Source organism: Microbulbifer sp. MI-G (assembly GCF_030440425.1).
Taxonomy (GTDB): Bacteria; Pseudomonadota; Gammaproteobacteria; order Pseudomonadales; family Cellvibrionaceae; genus Microbulbifer; species Microbulbifer spongiae.
This window is the reverse complement of record NZ_CP098023.1, coordinates 3,179,543-3,197,009: the sequence shown is the minus strand read 5'-3', so window position 1 is coordinate 3,197,009 and position 17,467 is coordinate 3,179,543. Positions and strand designations below refer to the sequence as shown.

The window sequence follows — 17,467 nt, the reverse complement described above, 5'->3', positions numbered from 1 at the left end:
AGTAGAGCGGAAGAAAGATGCCAAAACGCACAGATATCCACAGTATTCTGATTATTGGCGCCGGTCCCATCGTGATCGGCCAGGCCTGCGAATTTGACTACTCCGGTGCCCAGGCCTGCAAGGCGCTGCGCGAGGAGGGTTACCGGGTCATCCTGGTGAACTCCAATCCGGCCACCATCATGACCGACCCGGCCATGGCCGATGCCACCTACATTGAACCGGTGGAGTGGCGTACCCTGGCGAAGATTATCGAGCAAGAGCGCCCAGACGCCATCCTGCCCACCATGGGCGGTCAGACCGCACTGAATTGTGCCCTGGACCTGGATAAGCAGGGCATCCTGGAGGCCTGGGATGTGGAGCTGATCGGTGCGGACAAAGACGCTATCGAGAAGGCGGAAGACCGCGACCTGTTCGACAAGGCCATGCAGGCGATCGGGCTGGAGACGCCGCGCGCCCGGATCGTGCACTCCATGGAAGAGGCGAAGGCGGTTCCGGAAGCGTTCGGTTTCCCGGTGATTATCCGCCCCTCCTTCACCATGGGCGGCTCCGGTGGCGGTGTGGCCTACAACTGGCCCGAATTTGAGGAGATCTGCAAGCGCGGTCTCGATCTGTCTCCCACCAATGAACTGCTGATCGATGAATCCCTGCTGGGATGGAAAGAGTACGAGATGGAGGTGGTTCGCGATAAGCGCGACAACTGCATCATCGTGTGTTCCATCGAGAACTTCGACCCCATGGGGGTGCATACCGGTGACTCCATTACCGTGGCGCCGGCGCAGACCCTCACCGACAAGGAATACCAGCTGATGCGCAACGCTTCCATTGCGGTGCTGCGCGAGATCGGCGTAGAGACCGGTGGTTCCAACGTGCAGTTCGGTGTCTGTCCGAAGACCGGAAGGATGGTGGTGATCGAGATGAATCCGCGGGTATCCCGCTCCTCGGCGCTGGCTTCCAAGGCCACCGGTTTCCCGATTGCCAAGGTGGCGGCCAAGCTGGCGGTAGGGTACACCCTGGACGAACTGCAAAACGATATCACCGGCGGCGCCACACCGGCTTCCTTTGAGCCGTCCATCGATTATGTGGTGACAAAAATTCCGCGCTTCACCTTCGAGAAATTTGGTGAGGCCGATGCGCGCCTCACCACCCAGATGAAGTCCGTGGGCGAGGTCATGGCCATCGGCCGCACTTTCCAGGAGTCCCTGCAGAAAGCGCTGCGCGGCCTGGAAGTGGGCAGCTTCGGCCTGGAAAGCAAGATCGATCCCGGCGAAGACGGTGCCGAGAACCGCCTGCGCTGCGAGCTTTCCGTGCCGGGCGCCGAGCGCATCTGGTATCTGGGCGATGCCTTCCGTATGGGAATGAGCGTAGAGCAGGTGTACGAGCTGTCTGCTATAGATCCCTGGTTTTTGGTGCAGATCGAAGAGCTGATCAAGATCGAGGAGCCGCTCAAGTCACTGCCCACCTCGGCGCTTCGGGCTGAACATATGCGTTTTCTCAAGCGCAAGGGATTCTCCGACCGCCGCCTGGCCGATCTGCTGGGTGTAAGCCAGAAGACCGTGCGCGAACTCCGCCACAAGCTGGGTGTTTTCCCATCCTACAAGTGTGTGGACACCTGTGCCGCGGAGTTCGCCACTTCCACCGCCTATATGTACTCCACCTACGATGAGGAATGTGAGGTGGTGCCCTCCGACAGAAAGAAAATCATGGTGCTGGGCGGCGGCCCCAACCGTATCGGTCAGGGTATTGAATTCGATTACTGCTGTGTCCACGCGGCGTTGGCCATGCGCGAGGATGGCTACGAGACCATCATGGTCAACTGTAATCCGGAGACAGTTTCCACCGACTACGACACCTCTGATCGCCTCTACTTTGAGCCGGTCACTCTGGAGGATGTGCTGGAAATTGTCGCCAAAGAGAAGCCCCAGGGTGTCATTGTACAGTTCGGTGGCCAGACCCCGCTGAACCTGGCGCGCTACCTGGCTGCGGAGGGGGTGCCCATCATCGGTACCACGCCCGAGCAGATCGACCGCGCGGAAGACCGCGAGCGCTTCCAGCAGATGATCAAGCGACTGGGCCTCAAACAGCCGAGAAATGCCATTGTGCGCTCGATCTCCGAAGCCATCCAGGCCGCCAAGGATGTGGGTTACCCCCTGGTGGTGCGCCCCTCCTATGTGCTGGGTGGCCGCGCCATGGAGATCGTCTACAAGGAAGACGAACTGCTCAACTACATGAAAGAAGCGGTGCAGGTTTCCGATGAGGCGCCGGTATTGCTGGATCACTTCCTCAATGCAGCCATTGAAGTGGATATCGATGCGGTGTCCGATGGTCATGACGTTGTTATTGGCGCCATTATGCAGCACATTGAGCAGTGTGGTGTGCATTCCGGTGACTCCGCCTGCTCCCTGCCACCCTACAGCCTGCCCTCCGGGGCGCAGGACACAATGCGCGAGCAGGTGAAATCCATGGCGCGGGAACTGGGCGTGGTGGGTTTGATGAATACCCAACTGGCCTATCAGGACGGTGAGATCTATGTGATCGAAGTGAACCCGCGGGCCTCCCGCACGGTGCCGTTTGTCTCCAAGTGTATCGGGATCTCCCTGGCCAAGGTCGCTGCGCGCTGTCAGGCGGGCACCAGTCTGAGGGAGCAGGGCTTCACGGAGGAGATTGTACCGGATTACTTCTCTGTCAAAGAGTCGGTGTTCCCGTTCAACAAGTTCCCGAAAGTGGACCCGATTCTCGGGCCCGAGATGAAATCCACCGGTGAGGTGATGGGGGTCGGCGCCACGTTCGCGGAGGCGTTTGATAAGGGACTGGTGGCTGCCGGTGACCGCCTGCCGATGTCGGGGCGCGTATTTATGTCTGTGCGCGACTTCGACAAGCAGGAGGCTGTGGGCGTCGCGAGAGACCTTGTCGCCCTGGGTTTTGAGCTGGTGGCCACGCGCGGTACCGCCAGGGTCTTGCAAGAGAGCGCCATTCCCGTTACAACCGTAAATAAGATGAGTGAAGGTCGTCCGCATATCGTTGATATGATCAAAAACGACGAGATTGCGCTGGTGGTCAATACCACCGAAGGACGCCAGGCGATTCGCGATTCCGCAGATATCCGTCGCAGCGCGGAGAATCACCGGGTGTGTTACACCACCACCCTGGCGGCCGCTCAGGCCATGGCGATGGCCATGCGCCAGGAGCAGCCGTTGCAGGTGCGCCGTCTGCAGGACCTTCACCAGCGCGTAGTCAAGCTGTCTTAAATTTCTAAACCAACCTGTGAGTTGCGGGCGAACCCTGTGAAGTTCCAGGGTTCGGCTCCGCAGTAACTACCATGGAGGTCCCACATTGAACCGGGTACCAATGACCGTTGAAGGCGCCGACGCATTGCGTTCAGAGCTGGAAAACCTGAAGAAAGTGGAGCGCCCTGCCATAGTGCAGGCGATAGCGGAGGCGCGCGAACACGGTGACCTGAAGGAGAATGCCGAATACCACGCTGCACGGGAAAAGCAGGGTTTTATTGAAGGTCGCATTCAGGAAATTGAAAGTAAACTGTCTCACGCACAGGTTATCGATATCAAGTCGATTGAGCCGAGTGCCAGGGTGATTTTCGGCAGCACGGTCACGATTATTCATTTGGATGACGACCGCGAGGTTACTTACAAGATTGTGGGTGATGATGAAGCCGATGTGAAAAAACGCAAGATCTCTGTGAATTCCCCCATTGCGCGGGCGCTGATCGGCAAAGAAGTTGGGGAGGTTGTTGTGGTACACGCGCCTTCCGGTTCGATGGAATACGAAATTGACGCCGTGGAACATTTGTGACCTGGTGTTCTTTTCAAAGCGGATTGACACTTGACTGAATGCTGTTGATTAAAAATCCGCTGGCCAAGTCGGTGCCAGGTGAATAAGGGCACCTGGTGAGATTATCTTTTTCAGGGGGGTATTCCGCTAAGATTTCTATTGGCCACTCTCGGCTTGGTCCGTGTCGGTTGCAGCAGAAACTGACTCAAGATGCAAAGAGAGGCTGGGCAGAAGAGCTTTGGTTTTCCTTGCCTCACCGGTAGGGAAAACAACTGAACTGATCAGGTTTATACAGCCCCCCTTATTCACGCAATACCTGGAAATACGGATGGCCCGGCAATCTGTTGGTTACCGGGTTTGTGTGTATCCTTGAATGCCTGCTGAAGCGGGTTGAGAAATACCCTGCCTTTCTGAATGGTTATAGGTCCCGACTTTCAACATTTTGCGGTGGATTATTAACTATTGGTGTTGGTTGAGTGAAAATACACCCATCACTCAATCCGTGAAGCGGCATTTCAGGCCATTGCAATCACGGGTATGCAAGGATTTTTCGCCGTTTCCCAGGGTGGGGGCTTGAGCGAAATCAGGGTTTAGAGTCCCGGGAGATGCTAGGATGTGCACGTGAAGGCCTTGGAGCCTTCGGCACAGATGGTATTGCCCCATGGATGGAGAACACGGAGTCGGTCAAGCCTTTGCCCTGGGAAAACAGCCCGGTTTTTAGAAGGAGTGTAGATTGTGATTCCCATTGTCGACCGCGCGCATACAGAATCCATTTCGCCTATTTGGCGTATGCCTTTCCGGCCTTTTTTCTGGGGGGCTGCCCTGTGGAGCATGATCGCGCTTTTGGTATGGCAACTGCAGTTGTCCGGTTGGCAGTTGCCGGCGCTGCGCGGTGGGGTCGTCTGGCACTCCCATGAAATGCTGTTTGGATTTGCCGCTGCGGTGGTGGTCGGTTTTCTCGCTACCGCCATGCAGACCTGGACCGGGATTCCCTCACCAAAGGGGCCCCAGTTGATGAGTCTGGTGGGATTGTGGCTGCTGGCGCGTTTGGGGTATCTGTTCGCGGTGGTACCAGTGTGGATACCAGTCTGCACAGAGGTGGCGTTTTTCCTGTTGGCCGGGTTTCTGCTGGGGGCAAGGGTATTGCGTACCAGGCAGTGGCGCAATCTGTTTGTATTGCCTGCCATGCTGGCTTTTGCCGGGTTATCGGCGTGTCACTGGCTGTTGCCGGGGGCCCAGAGCCGAGTGGCACTGCTCGCCCTTCTGCTGGTGACAGCCATTATTCTGGTGATCGGTGGACGGGTAATACCCTTTTTTACCGCGCGGCGTTTCCAAATGCCCCCTCGCGAGAAGCTGCCCTTTGCCGAGTGGGGCACGCACATTGCCGCAATACTGCTTTTACTGAGTGTGGCACTGGGATTGCCCCGGACGCTTTGGGCTGCACTCGCCCTGGTACTCGGTGTGTTGCAGCTTGTGCGCATATTGCGCTGGCACCCCACGCGGATCTGGGCTGAACCGATGGTTTGGTCTTTGCACCTGAGTTATTGGCTTGTGGTTCTCGGCTGTTTTCTCGCCGCGCTGGCCTGGAGCGGTATAGCGCCCTCCTGGCACAGTCCCGCCCTGCACGCCTTTGCCGTAGGCGGTATTGGTGGATTGATTCTGTCGATGGCCAGCCGCGTGAGCCTCGGGCATACCGGTCGGGTGTTGAAGGCGCCGCGCCTGATGCCGCTGGCATTTGCGGCGCTGGCCTGCTCGGCCCTGGTGCGTGTGTTCTGGGCTTCTGCACCCACTGGCTTTCTTGTGGCCATCGTCACTTGGATCGTGGGGTATGCACTCTTTCTTTTGTACTACACCCCGGTCCTCTTCCGGCCCCGCCCCGATGGCCATCCCGGGTAAATTCTGGGTAGGCTTCGGGATACTTGTCGGCCCTCTGGGTAAGCAGAAATTTGGCTGCCAGTGCGCTGGGCAGGGACACCGTGCTCTTAGGGTGCTGATATGGGGGGAAAATTCTCCGATAATCTGTCAAAACCCAACGACATCTGGAATAGCTGGGGCACCGGGTTGCCTCGGGTGAGGATGGATGTTCCAATAGATGCCAAAGGGGGAAGGGGAATCACGGTGGACCTGGTGTAGCCGAAGGTTTGCAAGAGCGCTCGAGTGATCCACGCTTTTTGTCTGCCCCGGATAGATTTCAACCGGGTTTTACGGCTGACTTGTTAACAGCACCTGGAAACACATTAATTCGATCAGACGCTCACTTGTATTCTGGAGCGACTCAATAACCTCCTTTTCCCGATTGTTCAATTCCCAAGGCTGCGAACATGCAGATAAGAATCAAAATCTGAAACAGGTTCTTTTGAAGCAGTGAAACCGTTTGATACAGATTAAAAGAAAACAGCGTGAATAGGCTATGAAAAGAATTCTGGTAGTTTTGATTGTTATCGGGTTGTCCAATTTTGCCAGCTCTGCTGAAAAGCAGCTGGTGCGCTTGGATGGCAGTACCATTTCCTCCAGTCAATTGACGAACAAAATCACCCAACTGACCAATGCGGCTCAGGTACAGGGTTTGACTGTCACAGTGTTTAACAATGGCCTGCCGGTATATTCTGAAGCGTTCGGGTTTGCCGACCTGCCAAATAAAAAACCGCTCAAAACCACCACAGAAATGTACGGCGCTTCGCTGAGTAAAGCGGTTTTTGCTGTTTTGGTAATGAAGCTGGCGGATCAGGGTATTATAGATCTGGATAAACCGCTTCAATCGTATTTGAAAGAGCCACTGTGGAAAAGCCAGAGTGATGGCGGAAATGCATGGCACAAGAATTTAGGGGATTTGCGCCAAGCACCGCGATATCGGAAAATCACCGCACGCATGTGCTTGTCTCATACGACCGGATTGCCAAACTGGCGCTGGTTTGAATCGGATCATAAACTGCGTATTCATTTCGAGCCGGGAGAGCGATACAGTTACTCTGCAGAGGGGATGGTGCTTTTACAGGTTGTGTTGGAAAAGTTGACCGGAAAATCGGTGGAACAACTGATGCGGGAAACTATTTTCATCCCTTACGGAATGGCTATGTCCAGTTATACCTGGCAGCCCCGGTTTGAACGCGATTATGCTCTGGGGCATGGGGCCGACGGCAACACTTTTCCCCGGGATAAAGATAATGCTGCCCGTGCGCCCAGTACCCTGGAAACCACAACCCAGGACTATATGCGTTTTATGACAGCAGTACTCAAGGGTGATGGCATCAGTGCAAAGGCACTCAAGGAGATGTTCAGTCCGCAGGTGCGTATTCGCACTAAAACACAGTTCGGCCCCGGTGCCGGAGAAATCACTGATCGCAACGACGATATCCAGCTCAGCTATGGTTTGGGTTGGGGGTTGTTCCATACCAAATACGGCTGGGCAGCCTTTAAAGAGGGGCATCACGATGAGGGCTTTCAGAACTTCTCAATGATTTATCCCGAGATGGGTACGGGAGTCTTGTTGATGAGCAATAGTAACAATGCGGAAGGTATCTTCGGTTATCTGCTTTCCGCAACTATCGCTGAGCAGGATTTTCCGATGCACTGGGAAGGTTTTATCCCGTATGACCAAAAACCGCCTGAATAAATGCGCTTTTGTGCATCGACAGGCGGTACCGGGTGAGAGTTGTTTTGCCGGTAATTACACGGTATCTAATCTGTTCTGTCGATCTGCTGTTTTACCCAATCGGTGCTTCCCGCAACCGCCGATAGTATAAGAATCACCGAACAGGTCCCTGGCATAGATGAAACTGGCTCGGTGCTTACCGACCGCTACAGGGGATACATCGGGACTATTTTATCGATTCACTGCCACTGCCGGGTAAATTATACGCTGATATTACCTTTCAGGTATTGAACGGCCTTGCCGGAAATAATGACCCGGTCCTCCTTAACCTGGCAGTTTAGCAGACCTCCCCGTTTGGATGCCTGGAACGCAGTCAGTCGGGATTTGTCCAGCTTTTCTGCCCAGTAGGGAGCCAGCCCTGTATGGATGGACCCGGTTACAGGATCTTCCACGCCACCATTGGCGGGCCAGAAATACCTTGAGATAAAATCGTATTGTACGGATCTGGCCGTTGCCACCACATCAAAGGGAGCGAGAATTTTCAGTTTTGCTGGATCCGGCTTCAGGTTAAAAATATCCTCCTCCCTTTCATAAATGGCAAAATATGCCTGATTGTTGCGCAGTACATCCGCCGGTTGAATGGATAGCCCTGTCATCAGATCACCGGGTATGTGCGCTACCGGATGCGGAGCCCGCTTGGGAAAGTGCATGGTGATATAGCCATCATCAGCACGGGCAATGTACATTTTCCCCACAGCTCCGGCTGAAAAGTGTACGCTCTGTAATGTGGGGTTTTTGGAGAAAAGCACAAAGGCCGAGGCCAGGGTGGCATGACCGCAAAAATCGATTTCAGTCACTGGGGAAAACCAGCGAATCCGGTATTCGCTGTCAGAGAACTTCATCAGAAAGGCGGTTTCAGACAGGTTATTTTCCGCAGCGATTGATTGCATCAAATCATCCGCAAGCCATTGTTGTGTGATAATCACTGCTGCGGAATTGCCTTTAAACAGGGTATCGGTAAAGGCATCTACGATGGTGATTTCGAGCTGCATGGTTTTGTCCTCTGGTTCAATATCCTGTACGCATTGTATGCGCGAATAGTCACTGTGCCCTGGGCGTAGTAACTGCGGTTATTGGCCCTTAAGTAGGCAAAAGGGTGAGATGAATGGAGAAGTCTGTTGATCTGCCACAGAGTCTACCTGTTTCCTGATCTGCGTCAGTACCCGGTATTATTCCTTTCTTTAAGGTCCCCTGCAGCTCGGCGGCTGCAACCGAAGGCGCCAGTGTGGAAAATGGTTTGGCGGTGGGCTTGTCGCCAGGGGGCAGAAATGTTGCAAGCAGATGTGGCAATTGTTGGGGCCGGACCCGCGGGGCTGGCGTTGGCGGTGGCGCTGGCCAGGCGGAATTGCCGGGTAGTATTGCTGGAGCGCCAGAGCGAGCAGTATGTGCTCAGTCCCGGTGATGACGGGAGAGAGATTGCACTCACCCATAAGTCTGTGCGGATATTGGAAAGTCTGGGGGCCTGGCAGCGGCTGCGCGACGATGAAATCGGCATACTGCAATCCGCACAGGTTGTGGACGGATACGCCCCGGCCAGTTTGAATTTTGAGACCCGCGGTTGCGGGCCCCTTGGATTTATTGTCTCTAATGCAACCCTGCGCCGGGTACTCTGTGAGGTGGCGCGGGAGCACAGCAATATCCAGCTCCACAGCGGCTGTACGGTAACTGGTACCAGGCAGGAATCGGACCAGCGTGTGGTGTGTTGTGGGGAGGGCGAAAGTATTACTGCGGCACTGGTGGTGGCGGCGGACAGCCGTTTTTCCGAGGTGCGGCGAATGGCCGGTATCGGTGCAGATATGCGCGACTTTGGTCGCGTGGCGATTGTGGGGCAGGTGCGCACTGAGCGGGCGCACGATGGTATCGCACGGGAATGTTTTCGCTATGGCTCTACCCTGGCGCTGCTGCCCTTGGCGGAGAGTCACACCGCCTCGGCAGTGGTGACTGTGCCTGCCAGTAGCGCTGAAACGATTATGCAGTTGAGTGATGCAGCGTTTGCCGACCGGGTGCAGGCGGAGAGTGTTTCGCAGCTCGGCGGGATCGAAGCCTGTGGCCAGCGTTACAGCTATCCACTGGTTGCCGTGTATGCACACCGGTTCCATACCGAGCGCTTTGCCCTGGTGGGGGACGCCGCCGTGGGTATGCACCCGGTGACGGCGCACGGCTTTAATCTCGGGCTTGCCGGTGCGGATACCCTGGTGCGGCAGTTGCAAGGTGTTGCGCGCCTGTACCAGCCCGCGCGGCTCGGTCGCGCACTGTCTCGCTATCAATTCCAGCACCGCTTGGAGTCCCGCCCGATTTACTCAGGAACCAATCGGGTGGTGGACCTGTTTACCAATGATCGCCTGCCCGCAAAATTGCTGCGTAAGGCAGTACTGCGTGTGAGTAATCACTTCCCGCCAATTCGCCGGGCTATTGTGCATCAGCTGACGCGCTAAAAAGGATGTTGACGGAAAGGCTGTATCTGGTCTGCAGATTTTCAGAAAGCTAAAAAGGCAGTAGCCGGCAGCGGCGGGATCGGCCCTGCGCGAGCCGGTGCGATGATGGCCCGGTGCGGGTAGCCAGCGGTGGAGAAGGGCCCCTTGCGGGAATTTCTTCCTTTTCTATACTGATCTGCGGAATAGGGAAAGTGGCTTCCCGGCCAGAGTAAAAACAAATGCCAATTACGGCTTGACTCACTTGGGCCGCAGCCCTAGAATTCGCAGCCTCTTGAGTGGTTGGGTCAGCCCCGCCGCAGGGAAACCAAGATTGCCAGGCTTTGTTTCCTGGAGTTGTTGCGGGGTGGAGCAGCCTGGTAGCTCGTCGGGCTCATAACCCGAAGGTCGTAGGTTCAAATCCTGCCCCCGCTACCAATTTCTTCTTGATACAATGGCTTTGAATGCGCATGTATTGTTGCGGGGTGGAGCAGCCTGGTAGCTCGTCGGGCTCATAACCCGAAGGTCGTAGGTTCAAATCCTGCCCCCGCTACCATCTCGCCTGATACAAAGGCTGTCAATGCGTATTCGTTGTTGCGGGGTGGAGCAGCCTGGTAGCTCGTCGGGCTCATAACCCGAAGGTCGTAGGTTCAAATCCTGCCCCCGCTACCAAATTTGCATTCGCGTATACTGACTGCGCGAATGTGCGGTCAAAGCCCCGTCAGGGGCTTTTTCGTATCTGCAAAGAAAATTGCAGAGGTTTTCGAAGTGGGCCGTAGGCCCATTTTTTGTATGTGGTGACGTGGATGGCGGGCAAGCGTGAATTGCTGGAAGACCTTCTGGCGCCGGTGGTGGCATCGCTGGGGTGTGAGCTTTGGGGTATTGAATACCAGACCCACGGACGAAATGCACTGTTGCGTATCTATATCGACTCTGAAAACGGCATTGCTGTGGAAGACTGCGAAAAAGTAAGCCGCCAGGCCAGTGCAGTGCTGGATGTGGAAGACCCTATCAGCGGCCGGTATACGCTTGAGGTCTCTTCGCCGGGGCTCGACCGCCCCTTGTATACCCTGGAGCAGTATGCGCGTTTTGCCGGCGCCCAGATCGAGGTCCGCCTGCGACTGCCCCTGGCTGGCCAGCGCAAATGGCGCGGTCTGCTGGCCGGTATAGAGGGAGATGAAGTGGTGCTGCGTGTGGACAGCGAAAATGAGTATCTGCTGCCAATCGACAGTATCGAAAAGGCAAATATTATTCCCCAATTTACCAAGTAACCTGTTAGGCGCCTGAACTCAGGCGATTTTGAGGCACAGTTACATGAACAAAGAGATCTTGCTGGTAGCCGAGGCGGTATCCAACGAGAAGGGCGTTGACCAGGAGATTATATTCCAGGCCATCGAAGCGGCACTGGCAACGGCCACCAAGAAACGCTACGACGAAGATTCAACCATTGAGGTGATCATTGATCGCCGATCCGGCGACTACGAAACGTTCCGCAGTTGGGAAGTCGTGGATGACGATACCCTGGCCGAACTGGGTACCCAGTTCACCCTGGAAGAAGCCCACGAGAAAGATCCGCAACTGGGCGCCGGCGATTGTTATCGCGAGCAGGTGGAAAATGTAGAGTTCGGCCGTATCGCCGCACAGACTGCCAAGCAGGTGATTGTGCAGAAAGTGCGCGAAGCCGAGCGCGCCAAGGTTGTGGATGAGTACCGCGACCGCGTTGGCGAAATGGTGAGCGGCACCGTCAAGAAAGTAACGCGCGATTTTATTGCCGTGGATCTCGGCAATAACGCCGAGGCGCGCCTGCCGCGGGACCAACTGGTCGGCCGTGAGATCTTCCGTTTGGGAGACCGGGTGCGTGCCATTTTGCTGGAAATCCAGCCGGAAGCCCGCGGCCCGCAGCTGATGCTGAGCCGCTCCTGCCCGGAGATGATTATCGAGCTGTTTCGCATCGAAGTGCCGGAAATTGCTGAACAGGTGATCGAGATCAAAGGTGCAGCCCGCGATCCGGGCCTGCGCGCCAAGATCGCAGTGACCACCAACGATGGCCGTATCGATCCGGTGGGCGCCTGTGTGGGTATGCGCGGTGCACGTGTACAGGCGGTATCCAATGAGCTGTCCGGTGAACGGGTGGACATCGTGCTTTGGGATGAGAACCCGGCCCAGTTTGTCATCAACGCCATGGCGCCGGCGGAGATTGAATCCATTGTGGTCGACGAAGACACCAGCGCCATGGATGTGGCGGTGGCCGAGGAAAACCTCGCCATGGCCATTGGCCGCAGTGGCCAGAATGTGCGCCTCGCCTCTGAGCTGACCCAGTGGCAGATCAATGTCATGAGTTCCGATGAGTGGCAAAGTAAGCAGGAAGCGGAATCCAGCTCCATCATGCAGGTATTTATCGATCGCCTGGATATCGATGAAGATGTGGCCACGGTACTGGTGGATGAGGGTTTTACTTCCCTCGAAGAGGTGGCCTATGTGCCTATCGAGGAGATGCTCGAGATCGAAGGCTTCGATGAAGACATCGCCGAAGAGCTGCGCGCCCGTGCCAAGGACTCCCTGTTGACCCAGGCGCTGGCCTCCGAGGAGAAGCTGGACGCTTCCGAACCCCAGGAAGACCTGCTCACGATGGAAGGTATGGAGCGTCACCTGGCCTTTCAACTGGCGAGCCGCGGCATCGCCACCATGGAAGACCTGGCGGAACAGGCGGTGGACGACTTGCTCGATATCGACGGTCTCGACCAGGAGCGCGCTGCGGCGCTGATTATGAAAGCGCGTGAGCCCTGGTTTGCCGATGACAGCGGCGAGCAAACCTAGGTGCACAGGCACAAGACAGACAAATAAGTACCCCCTCCGACCAAGTGACTTTTAGGAGAGAGAATGGCCCAAGTAACAGTTAGCGAACTCGCCAAATCGGTAGGTGCCACCGAAGACCGTCTGCTCAAGCAGATGAAGGAAGCGGGTTTGTCTCACACCTCTGCGAGCGCGGTGGTGTCAGATGAGGAAAAGCAGGTCCTGCTCAACTTCCTGAAAAGCAGTCACGGGGAGCAGGGCGCCAGCCCGCGCAAGATCACCCTGAAGCGCAAGACCACCACGACGCTGAAAACTGGCTCCGGCACCGGCCGCAAGACTGTGAATGTGGAAGTGCGCAAAAAGCGCACCTATGTGAAGCGTCCCCAGGCCGATCTTGCCGCGGAAGCCGGCGAGAGCAGCGCTGCCAAAGCGGAGCAGGAAGCCCAGGCAATCGAGCAGGAGCGACTGCGCGCCGAGGCGGAAGCGGAAGCTGCCCGCCTTGCGGAGGAAGCACAACGCAAAGCCGAGGCGGAAGCCAAAGCCGAAGCTGAAGCTCAGGTCGCTGCGCAGGCGGAAATTTCGCAAGACACAACAGAGGACAACACTGCACAAGGTGTGGTGAAGCAAGCGGAGCCCCCAGCACCGGTTCGCTCCAGCTATGTGGATGATATCGAAGCCATGCGTATCGCCGCGATGGAACGCCGCAAGCAGCAGGCCAAGCAGGAAAAGCTGGAACTCGATGAGAAAAAAGCGAAAGTAGAGGCTGAGCGGCAGCGCACCGCACAGAAAAAAGCAGAGACCGCCACCAAGGCCAAATCCGCGAAAACCGATGAGGTGAAGCCATCCCTGCGCCGCAAGCTGGAGGCTGTGCCGAGCGATGACGATCGCACTGAGGAGCAACCGCGCAAGCGTCGCGGTCGCCGTTCCAAGTCCGGTCCGAAGAAATCCAGCAAGACCGCTCTGTACGAGCAGGCGCTGGAAGTGTTTGAAGAGGATGAGGCGGAGAAGCGCAGTACGCGCTCCCTGTCCCGACCCACCCTGACCATTAAACCCACCCACGGCTTTAAAAGGCCCACGGCGAAGCAGGTATACGAAGTGCAGCTGGGCGAAACCATCACCGTTGGTGAACTGGCCAAACAGATGAATGTGAAGGCCGGTGAGTTGATCAAGCGCCTGATGAAAATGGGCGAAATGGCCACCATCAACCAGAGCCTGGATCGCGAAACCGCGCAGCTGATTGCCGAGGAAATGGGGCATGCAGTGGTCATGCGCTCCGAGAGTGAACTGGAAGAGCGCCTGGTGGCAGAGTCCCAGGCCCAGGAGGGCACTGAGGTTGCACGAGCACCAGTGGTTACCGTCATGGGGCATGTAGACCACGGTAAAACCTCCCTGCTCGACTACATTCGCAAAACCAAAGTGGCCTCCGGTGAAGCCGGCGGGATCACCCAGCACATCGGCGCTTACCGTGTGAAAACCAGCCAGGGCGAGATCGCTTTTCTGGATACCCCGGGACACGCCGCCTTTACCGCCATGCGCGCCCGCGGTGCCCAGGCTACCGATGTGGTGATCCTGGTGGTTGCCGCCGATGACGGTGTCATGCCGCAGACTGAGGAAGCGGTGAATCACGCCCGCGCTGCCGGTGTACCGCTGGTGGTGGCGATCAACAAGTGCGATAAGGAAGCGGCCGATCCGGACCGCGTAAAGAATGAACTGGCTGCAAAGGATGTGATCCCGGAAGACTGGGGGGGCGATACCCAGTTTATCAATGTCTCCGCGCACACGGGCCAGGGCATCGATGACTTGTTGGAGGCTGTCTCCCTGCAAGCGGAGATTCTGGAGTTGAAAGCCAGGATCAATGTGCCGGCCACCGGTGTTGTGGTGGAATCCCGCCTGGAAAAGGGCCGCGGCGTGGTTGCTACCCTGTTGGTGCAAAACGGCGAGCTGAAGCGCGGCGATATCATTTTGGCAGGCCAGAGCTACGGGCGCGTGCGCGCCATGACCAATGAGCACGGCAAGCAGGTGAAGGAAGCGGGCCCCTCCACCCCGGTGGAACTGCTGGGCCTGGATTCAGCCCCGAATGCCGGAGACGAATTCCTGGTAGTGGCGGATGAGCGCAAGGCCCGCGAAGTGGCTGAACAACGTGCGCACAAAGAGCGCCGGGAGCGTATGCAGCGCCAGCAGGCCGCCAAGCTGGAAAACATGTTTGCGAATATGGAAGCCGGTGAGAAGAAGGTATTGCCGGTCGTGATCAAAACCGATGTGCGCGGCTCTCTCGAGGCGATTCTGGGCGCATTGGCGGATATCGGCAACGAAGAAGTGTCTGTCAATGTAGTGTCCAGTGGGGTTGGGGGTATCGCCGAGAACGATATCAATCTGGCCCTGACATCCGGCGCTATCGTACTGGGCTTCAATACCCGTGCGGATGTTGCCGCGCGCAAAGTGGCCGAGACCGAAGGGGTGGAGATTCGCTATTACAGCGTGATTTACAACCTGCTCGACGAAGTGAAGCAGGCCCTGTCCGGTATGCTGGAGCCCGAGGTGCGCGAAGAGATCGTGGGGATTGCCGAGGTGCGCGATGTGTTCCGCTCGCCGAAGTTCGGCGCCATTGCCGGCTGTATGGTCACCGAGGGTACCGTATACCGCAACAAACCGATCCGCGTACTGCGGGATAACATTGTTATCTACCAGGGTGAACTGGAGTCCCTGCGCCGCTTCAAGGACGACGTGCAGGAAGTGCGCAATGGCATGGAGTGTGGTATCGGGGTGAAGGACTACAACGACGTAAAGTCCGGCGACCAGATTGAAGTTTACGATATCATTAAGGTCGCCCGCGAACTGTAACACTCGCCACCCGGATGAGATGAATCGCAAACCCGCCCGGGCCACTGCCGGGCGGGTTTTCCTGTCTTTAAACCACCATCCCCTATAGGTACAAAATGGCAAGAGAATTTCACCGTGCAGATCGCGTTGCCGATGCCATGCGCCGCGAGCTGGCCCAGCTGATTCAGCAGGAAGTGCGCGACCCGCGCCTGGGTATGGTCAATATCAACGACGTTGCAGTCAGTCGCGACCTGACTGTTGCCAAGGTCTTTGTCACATTTGTGGGCGAGGATGATCCCAGCCAGATCAACACCTCGATGAAGGTGTTGAACAAGGCTGCAGGTTTCCTGCGCAGACTGCTGGCGCACGCGATCCAGATGCGGGCAATTCCGCGTCTGCAATTCCACTACGATGAAACCTCTGTGCGCGGACAGGAACTTTCCACATTAATTGATAAGGCGGTGCTGGCCGATCGCAAACACCGCGACGACAATAGCGACGCTGGTGAAGATTGACGATGGGCCGCAGACCGAAATGGGGCCGGCCGGTACACGGCGTGCTGTTATTGAACAAGCCTGCCGGCATCACCGCCAGTCATGCCCTGCAAAAAGCCAAACGACTCTTCTTTGCCAACCGCGCGGGGCACACCGGTGCGCTGGACCCAATGGCAACCGGTGTACTGCCGGTCTGTTTTGGCGAAGCCACCAAGTTTTCCCAGTACCTGCTCAATGCTGACAAACGCTATCGCAGCACCTTCTGCTTCGGCATGAGCACCACCAGCGGTGATGCCGATGGCGATGTGCTGGAAACCAGGGATGCCTCGGGCCTGACTGAGCGGGATGTGCTCAAGGCCATGGCGGGGTTCCGCGGTCTTATCCGGCAGGTGCCCTCCATGTTCTCTGCCCTCAAGCACAAGGGCCAGCCGCTGTACAGGCTGGCGCGCCAGGGGATTGAGGTGGAACGGGAGGCGCGTGAAGTGAAGATTTTTGAATTTGAGTTGCTGGGTTTTACGCCCGGCAAACAGCCCCGTGCCGAGGTGGTGGTGCACTGTTCCAAGGGGACCTATATTCGCAGTATCGCCGAGGATCTGGGCCGGGCCCTGGGCGTTGGCGCCTATGTGGCGGCACTGCACCGCAGCGCGGCCGGCCCCTATGACGAGGCTGGTGCAGTGACGCTCGATGCGCTTGCCGAAGAGCGCGGCGAAGGCAAAGCAGAAGTGCTGGACTATCATCTGCTACCGGTGGATTCCCCCGCCTCTTCCCTGCCGAAACTCACCCTGCCGAACGACTCCGGCTACTATGTGCGTCAGGGGCAGCCGGTAATGGATTTACAGGTCTATCGTGTCGGTGCAGAAGGTGATATGGTGCGCCTCTTCCTGGAAAGTGGCGATTTTCTGGGCGTAGGAGAGATTACCGACGACGGGTGCGTCGCCCCGCGGCGTCTGGTAACGGGCACTTGAGCGGCACTCGCTGTATCGGTGAAAACCGGTGGCGCTGCGCGTGAAGGTGTCCGGGCGGGCTCGCCCGCAATAGCGATTAGCTGGTCTGTAAATATGCACGGGCCAGCCGGATCTTTGAAAGCATATTACGATGAGGTCACACGTTATGGCACTGACTGCCACTGAAAAAGCAGCCATCCTGAAAGAGCACGGCCAATCCGAAGGCGATACCGGTTCCCCGGAAGTCCAGGTAGCCCTGCTGACAGCCAATATCAACAAACTGCAGGGTCACTTCTCTGCGCACAAGCAGGATCACCACTCCCGCCGGGGGCTGATCCGCATGGTAAATCAGCGCCGCAAACTGCTGGATTACCTCAAGCGCAAGGATCTGAGCCGTTACGCACAGCTGATTGCCAAACTCGGCCTGCGTCGCTAAGACCCTGGAAAGCCCGCCTCTGGCGGGCATTCTTTTTCATGCATGCTGAAAAGTGGCGCCTTGTCACTTTTCAGAAGTGACGCTGCACAGTCCCTCAGGCATTGTCGAGCTGTCGTGCGGCACCTGTGCCG

Annotated in this window: 12 protein-coding genes and 3 tRNA genes; 14 read left to right on the top strand and 1 reads right to left on the bottom strand. The window is 57.0% G+C overall.

What is annotated here, in order from left to right:
* Positions 1–17 precede the first annotated feature (17 nt).
* From carB to M8T91_RS13325, 4 genes are all read left to right on the top strand, one after another.
* Positions 18–3,245: a carbamoyl-phosphate synthase large subunit gene (carB, locus tag M8T91_RS13340; protein ID WP_301414654.1), complete on the top strand. Its 3,228-nt coding sequence runs from the start codon at positions 18–20 to the stop codon at positions 3,243–3,245.
* Between the two features lie 85 nt (positions 3,246–3,330).
* Positions 3,331–3,807: a transcription elongation factor GreA gene (gene greA, locus M8T91_RS13335; RefSeq protein WP_301414653.1), complete on the top strand. Its 477-nt coding sequence runs from the start codon at positions 3,331–3,333 to the stop codon at positions 3,805–3,807.
* A 714-nt stretch (positions 3,808–4,521) separates the two neighbouring features.
* On the top strand, positions 4,522–5,682 hold the full coding sequence (locus tag M8T91_RS13330) for an NnrS family protein (RefSeq protein ID WP_301414652.1): 1,161 nt from the start codon (positions 4,522–4,524) through the stop codon (positions 5,680–5,682).
* Between the two features lie 514 nt (positions 5,683–6,196).
* The gene (locus tag M8T91_RS13325; RefSeq protein WP_301414651.1) at positions 6,197–7,399 is read left to right on the top strand and encodes a serine hydrolase domain-containing protein; all 1,203 of its coding nucleotides are present in this window, start codon (positions 6,197–6,199) and stop codon (positions 7,397–7,399) included.
* Positions 7,400–7,638: 239 nt separating this feature from the next.
* Here M8T91_RS13325 and M8T91_RS13320 read toward each other — a convergent pair whose 3' ends face one another.
* Complete coding sequence (locus M8T91_RS13320) at positions 7,639–8,430, bottom strand: PhzF family protein (RefSeq protein ID WP_301414650.1); 792 nt, start codon at positions 8,428–8,430, stop codon at positions 7,639–7,641.
* 276 nt (positions 8,431–8,706) lie between these two features.
* Here M8T91_RS13320 and ubiM point away from each other — a divergent pair, with 276 nt between their 5' ends.
* The 10 genes from ubiM (at position 8,707) to rpsO (ending at position 17,336) form a co-directional block, all read left to right on the top strand.
* Positions 8,707–9,873 carry a 5-demethoxyubiquinol-8 5-hydroxylase UbiM gene (ubiM, locus tag M8T91_RS13315; protein WP_301414649.1) on the top strand — a complete coding sequence of 389 codons (1,167 nt, stop codon included), beginning with the start codon at positions 8,707–8,709 and terminating at the stop codon, positions 9,871–9,873.
* 337 nt (positions 9,874–10,210) lie between these two features.
* A tRNA-Met gene (locus M8T91_RS13310) sits at positions 10,211–10,287 on the top strand.
* 41 nt (positions 10,288–10,328) lie between these two features.
* Positions 10,329–10,405 (top strand) — tRNA-Met (locus tag M8T91_RS13305).
* A 39-nt stretch (positions 10,406–10,444) separates the two neighbouring features.
* Positions 10,445–10,521, top strand: a tRNA-Met gene (locus M8T91_RS13300).
* A 134-nt stretch (positions 10,522–10,655) separates the two neighbouring features.
* On the top strand, positions 10,656–11,120 hold the full coding sequence (rimP, locus tag M8T91_RS13295) for a ribosome maturation factor RimP (RefSeq protein WP_301414648.1): 465 nt from the start codon (positions 10,656–10,658) through the stop codon (positions 11,118–11,120).
* A gap of 43 nt (positions 11,121–11,163) precedes the next feature.
* On the top strand, positions 11,164–12,666 hold the full coding sequence (gene nusA / locus M8T91_RS13290) for a transcription termination factor NusA (protein WP_301414647.1): 1,503 nt from the start codon (positions 11,164–11,166) through the stop codon (positions 12,664–12,666).
* A 63-nt stretch (positions 12,667–12,729) separates the two neighbouring features.
* Positions 12,730–15,483 (top strand): translation initiation factor IF-2, encoded by a 2,754-nt coding sequence (infB, locus tag M8T91_RS13285; RefSeq protein ID WP_301414646.1) that lies wholly within the window; start codon positions 12,730–12,732, stop codon positions 15,481–15,483.
* A 95-nt stretch (positions 15,484–15,578) separates the two neighbouring features.
* Complete coding sequence (gene rbfA, locus M8T91_RS13280; RefSeq protein WP_301414645.1) at positions 15,579–15,977, top strand: 30S ribosome-binding factor RbfA; 399 nt, start codon at positions 15,579–15,581, stop codon at positions 15,975–15,977.
* 2 nt (positions 15,978–15,979) lie between these two features.
* Positions 15,980–16,921: a tRNA pseudouridine(55) synthase TruB gene (gene truB, locus M8T91_RS13275; RefSeq protein WP_301414644.1), complete on the top strand. Its 942-nt coding sequence runs from the start codon at positions 15,980–15,982 to the stop codon at positions 16,919–16,921.
* 145 nt (positions 16,922–17,066) lie between these two features.
* On the top strand, positions 17,067–17,336 hold the full coding sequence (rpsO, locus tag M8T91_RS13270) for a 30S ribosomal protein S15 (RefSeq protein ID WP_091386577.1): 270 nt from the start codon (positions 17,067–17,069) through the stop codon (positions 17,334–17,336).
* The last annotated feature ends 131 nt before the right edge of the window (positions 17,337–17,467 follow it).

Excerpts from the sequence above, each read along its gene's own strand:
- carB (WP_301414654.1), top strand. The coding sequence starts at position 18 with ATGCCAAAACGCACAGATATCCACAGTATTCTGATTATTGGCGCCGGT.
- M8T91_RS13325 (WP_301414651.1), top strand. The coding sequence starts at position 6,197 with ATGAAAAGAATTCTGGTAGTTTTGATTGTTATCGGGTTGTCCAATTTT.
- M8T91_RS13320 (WP_301414650.1), bottom strand. The coding sequence starts at position 8,430 with ATGCAGCTCGAAATCACCATCGTAGATGCCTTTACCGATACCCTGTTT.
- ubiM (WP_301414649.1), top strand. The coding sequence starts at position 8,707 with ATGTTGCAAGCAGATGTGGCAATTGTTGGGGCCGGACCCGCGGGGCTG.
- rimP (WP_301414648.1), top strand. The coding sequence starts at position 10,656 with ATGGCGGGCAAGCGTGAATTGCTGGAAGACCTTCTGGCGCCGGTGGTG.
- nusA (WP_301414647.1), top strand. The coding sequence starts at position 11,164 with ATGAACAAAGAGATCTTGCTGGTAGCCGAGGCGGTATCCAACGAGAAG.
- infB (WP_301414646.1), top strand. The coding sequence starts at position 12,730 with ATGGCCCAAGTAACAGTTAGCGAACTCGCCAAATCGGTAGGTGCCACC.
- rbfA (WP_301414645.1), top strand. The coding sequence starts at position 15,579 with ATGGCAAGAGAATTTCACCGTGCAGATCGCGTTGCCGATGCCATGCGC.
- truB (WP_301414644.1), top strand. The coding sequence starts at position 15,980 with ATGGGCCGCAGACCGAAATGGGGCCGGCCGGTACACGGCGTGCTGTTA.
- rpsO (WP_091386577.1), top strand. The coding sequence starts at position 17,067 with ATGGCACTGACTGCCACTGAAAAAGCAGCCATCCTGAAAGAGCACGGC.